Origin of the sequence: Paraburkholderia sp. Ac-20347, from assembly GCF_017104805.1 — a bacterium.
Lineage (GTDB): Bacteria > Pseudomonadota > Gammaproteobacteria > Burkholderiales > Burkholderiaceae > Paraburkholderia > Paraburkholderia tropica.
This window is the reverse complement of sequence record NZ_JAAGPN010000435.1, coordinates 1-4319: the sequence shown is the minus strand read 5'-3', so window position 1 is coordinate 4319 and position 4319 is coordinate 1. Positions and strand designations below refer to the sequence as shown.

The window sequence follows — 4319 nt, the reverse complement described above, 5'->3', positions numbered from 1 at the left end:
CCGCGCCCGACAACGCCGGCGAGCGCGCGCAGCGCGTCAACGCGGCGCTGGCGTCCGCACAGGTGCGCGGACTGACCGCGCGCGCGCTCGGCAATACGGTGGTCGTGAGCGGCATGGTCGCGACTTCCGCAGACGACGACGCCGTGCGAGCGCTGCTCGATCGCGTCGCGCCCGGCGGTCTGTCGCGCAACTACGACGTGGCGCAGAACGACGCGCGCAGTATCGAAGACTCGCTCGGTATTTCGGGCGCACACGTGCGTTACGACGGCGACGGCAACTTTTCCGTCACGGGCACGGTGGCCAGCAAAACGGATCTGAATTCAGCGCTCGAACGCGTGCGCGCCGACCTCGATTCGAATGTGAGGCATATTGCCGTCGACGTGGCGGAATCGGGTGGATTCGGCGCGAACACGCCTAACACCGCGTCGTACTCCGAAATGATTTCGTCCGACGACGTGCGCTACGCGCAGACGCCGGATGGCGTGAAGCATATTTATGCCGTCGACGTGCCCGATGCGAGCGCGGCCGATGCAGCGACAACGCCCGCTTCGTCGGCGACCGCAACGGCATCGGAACAAACCAGCACGCAGTCGGCGCGGCCGCAGACCTCGTCCGTCGACGTCGCCACGGCCAGTCGCAGCGCGGAGCACGTCGCGCAGCAAGTTACGCAAAGCACGCCGCAATACGTGGCGTTACCCGATCCGTCGACGTTGCCCGGCGCCGCCACGTCCGCGCAAGCCCACTGAATCACACGACAACACACTGGCGAACAGGAGAGCGACATGTACCAGCACCTCGAACCCTATGGCAGCGAGTTCAACGATCTGCAAAAGACGCTCGCCGACCCGGCGGCCGCTCCGCGCGTGGACGCGATCCGCGCCGCGCTCGAAGCCACCGCGCAGCAGATCAGCGAGACGCAGGTCGTCAATGAAGTCGATCGCAACAATCTCGCCAAGCTGTATCGCGGCTTTATTGCCGCGTCGCGCGTGATCGCGCGTCTGCAGGAAAAGCAGGCGCTCGCGCGCGGCTGATCTCGATACGTAATACGTCTATTGCCGGCGCGGCGCTCGCCGCCGCGCCGGTCACCGGGCCAGTTCGCAAGCAGGCGCGTTCGCGTGCGCGCTTGCGAGGCGGCAATATCAGGCAGGGCCACGCCCTTTTTCAAGTTGTTCAATCGCAGTCAACGGAGGTCGATATGTCCGTAGGTTCGGCAGGTTCCATGATGCAAGGTCTCACCCAGGAAATGGACCAGATGACCATGATGTCCGCCCAGATGCAGGTGGAGCAGAGCATGTACGCGTCCGTTTCGAACGTCGCCAAGAGCGGCGCGAGCAATGTGAAGGACGCATCGCGCGGCGGCTAAACGCCCTGCGTGTGGCGCGCCGCTCTGTCCACGTCCGCGTGGCGGGCGGCGCGCCCTTCGCCACGTCACCCTTCTTTTTCCCGCGAGGACGATGAGCAGCGAACGCTATGCCAACCTGGTCGCGGACCTGTGCGCGACGGTCGGTCTCGCCGACGTCGATCAGGTGCTGCGCACGCGCACGATCGAGGTGGAAGGCTTCGACGTACGGCTCGATTTTTTCGAGCGGGATCTCGACGCGATGTACGCGAATTTTCACTTCGGTACCGTGACGGCCGGGCGCACGCTCGTGGTGTTCCGGCTGATGCTCGAAGCCAATCTGCTGATCTACGCGCAGGACCAGGCGCAACTCGGCATCGACAGCGACACGGGCGGCATCGTGCTCGTGCTGCGTCTGCCGTTCGAAACCGGTCTCGACGGCGAAGCGCTCGCCGACCTGCTCGCGCATTACGCCGATCATGGCCGCTACTGGCGGCAGAATATCGTCGAATCGAGCGATGAGATGTTCGAGGGCATCGCCTCGGGCGAGCTGTTCTGGCTCAGGGCGTAAGTGCGCATCGGGCGCATTTCGCCATCGATTTAAAACGCAAAGGATACCGAATCAAATCAGCGCGCCGCACTGCGACGCGCTTCAATCAAACCGGACGCGACGCTTCTTCGACGTTGTGCGCACCGTTCTTGATGGTTTCGGCAATCGCCATTTCCGCCGACTGGATCGCTTGCATCACGCCGCCCGCGATCTGCATGCCCGCGCCCAGCACGCCCGCCCCGCCGCTGACCAGCGGCGCGGCATCCTGCAACAGACTCGACGCCTTGCCGAACGCCGACTGCACCGGCGCGACGGGCGCGCCATGCTGGCCGTTGGCCGCGGATGTCGGCGTGTGAGTGGGCGTGGAACTCGCGTTGCCGGTCTGCGCGGTGGCGGGCTTCGCGGCGAACGACGCGCGCTTGCCCTTGCCCGCCGCCGCCTGACCGCCCGTTTGCGCACCGCTATTGAGCGCCGAGAGCGTGGCGAGTTTCCCGTCTTCGGTTTGCGGCTGAGGCGTGCCCTGAGTCTTCGCGGGGGCGCCGGACTCGTGCGCGGGCGTGGTATCCGGCAGCGGCGTGGTGCCGTGCGTACGGCCGATGGTGGGTGCATTCATGGCTGGGCGTCCTCCTCGATGCGATCGGTCGCGGGGGCGGCACGGCTGCGCGTCACGCGCGCGAGCAAGCGCGGCGAGGCCCGCAGCCGGACGGATACGCTCGACCTTACAACGCTTGCACGCGCGCTGCGGGCGCGGCGCGAATGCATGTCGCGCGATGCGAAGCGCACGAAGAAAAGCGCAGCGATGCGGGCGAAGCGGATGATCGGCGCCCCTCGCGCAACGCATCGGATCGTCGAAAATTCGCCACTTCGCGTCATCGCGCGCGGCTTCGCGGAGCGCTCACGCGCGCCGCCGCGATGCGCTCACACTCGCCCGATGACTGACGCGCCCTCGCACTCCGGCCCATCCGATAGAACACGCGACAGCGCCCGCTCAGTCCACGACGAATCCACGAAAAGTCCACGACAAACTCACAACAGACCGCCACCGGGAGGCCCGCACCATGCGTTTCATTCCACTCGACCGCATCAACGCACCGACGCTGCTCGTGCGTCCGCTCACGCGCGCCGATGCGCCCGCGCTCTTCGACCAGATGCTCGGCGACGCCGACACCATGCGCGATCTGCCGCTCGCGCGCCACACGCGTCTCGACGATACGGTGGCCTTCATCGACGAAGCCTTGCGCGGCTGGCAGGACGGCACGCTGATCCGCTACGTGCTCGAATGTCAGCAAACGCAGCGGATCACGGCGCTCATCGAACTGAAACCGGCGCTGCCGCGCGTGGAGATCGGCGTGATGATCAGCCGCGCGGGCGGTGCGCGACGGCGGCGCGCGGGCGTGCTCGCGATGCAGCAACTGATCGACTGGCTCATGGAGCAGCCCGGCGTCTACCGCGTGTTCGCGTGCTGCGCCGTCGACGGGCTCGCGCACAGCGCGATGGAGCGCCTCGGCTTCGTGCGCGAAGCGACGCTCGCGAACTACGAGCCGCGCCCGAATCGCGGGCTGCTCGCCGCCGACAGTTATCTTTACGCGCTCACGCGCGCCGCGCCCGTGCCGCCGCCCGCGCCCAATTCGGGCGTGGAATGGCTGCGCTCGACCATGCGCTGGGAACTCGCCGAGGCGTGAGCGCGGCCACGCAAAATTCACGCACCGGCCGCGCCAAAGTGAGCAAAATTGCAGACGCAAGGCATTTGTTCAAAAATGCAGCGATAATGCAAACGTCTGACGAATAATGCAGCGTTTCAGCATGCGTTCCGCCATGGCGCAGCGCCTCCGCGCTGCGAATTTTTCCCGAGACGCTTGCGATGTCCCTACCCCGGCTGACCGGTCAGGTCCTGGCCTTTTCCCGCTTCTGGCTCGCCCGCGACGCCGGTCTGCTGATCGCCGACGGCGCCGCGATCGACCTCGCCGCGCGCCCGTTCGCCGTGCTCGTGGCGCTGCTCGACGCCGATGGCCGCGTGGTGTCGGCGGCGGAACTGCGCGAGCTGGTCTGGAACGGCGCGCCCGTCGACGCCAACACCGTGCAGGCGCAGATCTCCGCGATCCGCCGCGCGCTCGACGAGGAGCGCGATCTGATCGTGACGGTGCCGGGGCGCGGCTATCGCTTCAGCGGCACGATCCGCCTGCTGGAGCCGCGTGCGGCGGCTTCGGGTGGCGATCCTTCGTCGGCATCGGCATTAGACTCAACCTCGACCCCGACCTCGACTCGTGCCGACGACACGGCGCAAGGTCACGCGCTTTCGGCGTCGACCGGCGACACTCGCGACGACGCCCGCCACGCGCCGGCCTCCGTCCCGGGTCATGAATTCGACCAGGCGTTCGCGCGCGCCGTCGAAGGCGACTACGGCGCGCCGGACGATCGCCTCGCCGGCCA

6 protein-coding genes and 1 pseudogene are annotated in these 4319 nt (G+C 67.2%); 6 read left to right on the top strand and 1 reads right to left on the bottom strand.

From position 1 onward, the window contains the following. From G3N97_RS37070 to G3N97_RS37055, 4 genes and pseudogenes are all read left to right on the top strand, one after another. Positions 1–746, top strand: a pseudogene (locus tag G3N97_RS37070) (secretion protein); the annotation flags it as partial. Between the two features lie 36 nt (positions 747–782). Continuing rightward, entirely contained in the window at positions 783–1031 is a 249-nt protein-coding gene (locus G3N97_RS37065; RefSeq protein ID WP_065060788.1) for a type III secretion protein, read from the top strand. A 164-nt stretch (positions 1032–1195) separates the two neighbouring features. After that, entirely contained in the window at positions 1196–1363 is a 168-nt protein-coding gene (locus G3N97_RS37060) for a hypothetical protein (RefSeq protein WP_156773769.1), read from the top strand. A gap of 91 nt (positions 1364–1454) precedes the next feature. Beyond that, entirely contained in the window at positions 1455–1910 is a 456-nt protein-coding gene (locus G3N97_RS37055; protein WP_205997732.1) for a CesT family type III secretion system chaperone, read from the top strand. An 85-nt stretch (positions 1911–1995) separates the two neighbouring features. Here G3N97_RS37055 and G3N97_RS37050 read toward each other — a convergent pair whose 3' ends face one another. Further along, entirely contained in the window at positions 1996–2502 is a 507-nt protein-coding gene (locus tag G3N97_RS37050; protein ID WP_205997731.1) for a hypothetical protein, read from the bottom strand. 445 nt (positions 2503–2947) lie between these two features. Between G3N97_RS37050 and G3N97_RS37045 the strand changes: the two genes are divergently transcribed. Both G3N97_RS37045 and G3N97_RS37040 read left to right on the top strand, forming a co-directional pair. After that, the gene (locus tag G3N97_RS37045) at positions 2948–3571 is read left to right on the top strand and encodes a GNAT family N-acetyltransferase (RefSeq protein WP_205997730.1); all 624 of its coding nucleotides are present in this window, start codon (positions 2948–2950) and stop codon (positions 3569–3571) included. 179 nt (positions 3572–3750) lie between these two features. Then, positions 3751–4319: helix-turn-helix domain-containing protein (locus G3N97_RS37040; RefSeq protein ID WP_205997729.1), on the top strand; the 569-nt coding region annotated here is incomplete at its 3' end.